At 58.7% G+C, this 1,837-nt stretch carries 2 protein-coding genes; one reads left to right on the top strand and one right to left on the bottom strand.

What is annotated here, in order from left to right:
* On the top strand, positions 1-490 hold a 490-nt coding region (locus CSC64_RS13995), incomplete at its 5' end, for a hypothetical protein (RefSeq protein ID WP_238390053.1).
* 681 nt (positions 491-1,171) lie between these two features.
* On the opposite strand, the gene CSC64_RS13750 is transcribed toward CSC64_RS13995, so the two are convergent.
* Positions 1,172-1,705: an IS3 family transposase gene (locus tag CSC64_RS13750; RefSeq protein ID WP_274381673.1), complete on the bottom strand. Its 534-nt coding sequence runs from the start codon at positions 1,703-1,705 to the stop codon at positions 1,172-1,174.
* Between the last annotated feature and the right edge of the window lie 132 nt (positions 1,706-1,837).

Genomic DNA, 1,837 nt, shown 5'->3' with positions numbered 1-1,837 from the left:
TGATGGCCCGAGCACATCAACGGCTCACCCTAAGGCCGAATACACGACTGCAACCGTTCCGCTTCCCCGGTCAGATCACTTCGACAACAGCTGCTTGACGGAGGAGTCCATACAGGAATTGTTAGGCATCACCAGCACCTGGCTCGGGGGCAGCAGCAGCCCGATCTGCCTCTTCTGTTTCCTCGGCTGGCGTTTGATTCACCCGGGCCTCGTCGAGCGATTTGAATCTTTCAGTAATGTCGTAATACTGCGTCACATCTTGAATTACCGCAACGCCTGGGAGAGGTTCGCCTGTGGATCGGTTTGGTATGTACGCAGACACAATGCCGATCAATTCTGGCGTGTCATCAAGGCAGCGGAAAGTTGGGCCGCCACTTACCCCATTTATTGCCACTCCATCAACGAGATACTGCTTTTGAGCTTCGTTGTAGTAGCTGATTCTGCCGGAGAAGAAGCATGCGTGCGAAGAATGCACTGCCGGGAAGCCTAGCCAGCCTATCTCAACGCCTGCCTTGATGTAGTGCTCATGGTCGATGAGTGGCAATGGCTCAGCGGGAAGTGGAAGCTCGCCGCGGTCTAGGATGATTGCAGCTGAGTCAATCGAATTGTCGAGATGAATAGCTCGATCAGACGACCGAAAGAGAACTGACTTCCCAGAGTCTGGGTGGAATATCCGAATTGGAGTCTCCCAGTAATGGGCGTAATCAACGACGTGCGCAGCCGTTGCGATAGCACACAAGTTTGTTGTTTTACTAGTCGAGACGAGCCAGCCTGTTCCAGATCCACGTGGGGTGGAGATATGAACAAGATACGGTTTTATAGCTTTAATTCCCTCATGCCACTCCATACTTCCCCCTGTGATGCCTAACGCCGGAGTTAAGCGGAGCCGCGAAGCGGCTTCCGCTTGAACGAGTGGTTAGGCCGACGGTGTAGCAGACCCGCGGACGACGCGGCAGACACACCTGCCACCTGTACGTCCGAGGCCCTGCCCGACCGAACGCCTGCCCGGTGACCTGGCCGACCCGATGCCGCACGCCAACTGTCCATTGCGATCCCCCTACCGAAGTCCGACGCCGCATCCCCTACGACCGAACACCACAGGCCTAACGCCCGAGTTAAGCCGACCCGCGAAGCGGGTGGCAGTTCCTACGAAAAAGTGGACGCCCATCTTCTAGCAACACTGCTCGAACTCGATCGGCGAACGATACCCCAGCGCCGAATGCAGCCGCTGGTGATTGTAGAAATGGATGTAGTCGCTGATCGCTGTGCGCAGCGAACGATCACTGTCGAAGGTCGCGCGATGGTACATGTCCGATTTCATCGTCTTGTTCCATGACTCCATGTGCGCGTTGTCGGTCATCCGCCTCGGTCGGTTGACCGACTGCACCAGCCCGACGCTCCCCAGGCGGCGCCTGAAATCGCCGGCCATGAACTCGATCCCCCGATCACTGTGGAACAGCGTATCGCAGCCCGGAGCGCGTGTCCGCAGGGCCGACGCCAGCGCACGACGGGTAAGCGCCGCCGTTCGCTCAAGCCCCAGCGACCAGCCCAGCAACCGCCGGGACCATCGATCCATGACCGTGGCCAGGTAACGCCATTGGCCCTTCACCTTCAGATAAGTCACGTCGCCAACCCAGACTTGGTTGGGTTGGCTGCAGGGCGCGTCGTGGGCACGGCTGGGAACGCTGTCCAGGAATCGCGCCAAGCCCGCGACGTCCCCCCGCTTTCAGTAGCGGTCGGCTTTGGAGTCCGCGGTTAGGGTATCCGAGATGGTCAGGGTTTTGGCATAGGCTTCCGGGGTGAGCCCGCCGATTGCCTTCTTGGGTCGCTCCTCGTT

Source organism: Pseudoxanthomonas koreensis, from assembly GCF_010093225.1.
In the GTDB taxonomy this organism is placed as follows: Bacteria; Pseudomonadota; Gammaproteobacteria; order Xanthomonadales; family Xanthomonadaceae; genus Pseudoxanthomonas; species Pseudoxanthomonas koreensis.
This window is presented reverse-complemented; position numbering and strand designations above follow the sequence as displayed.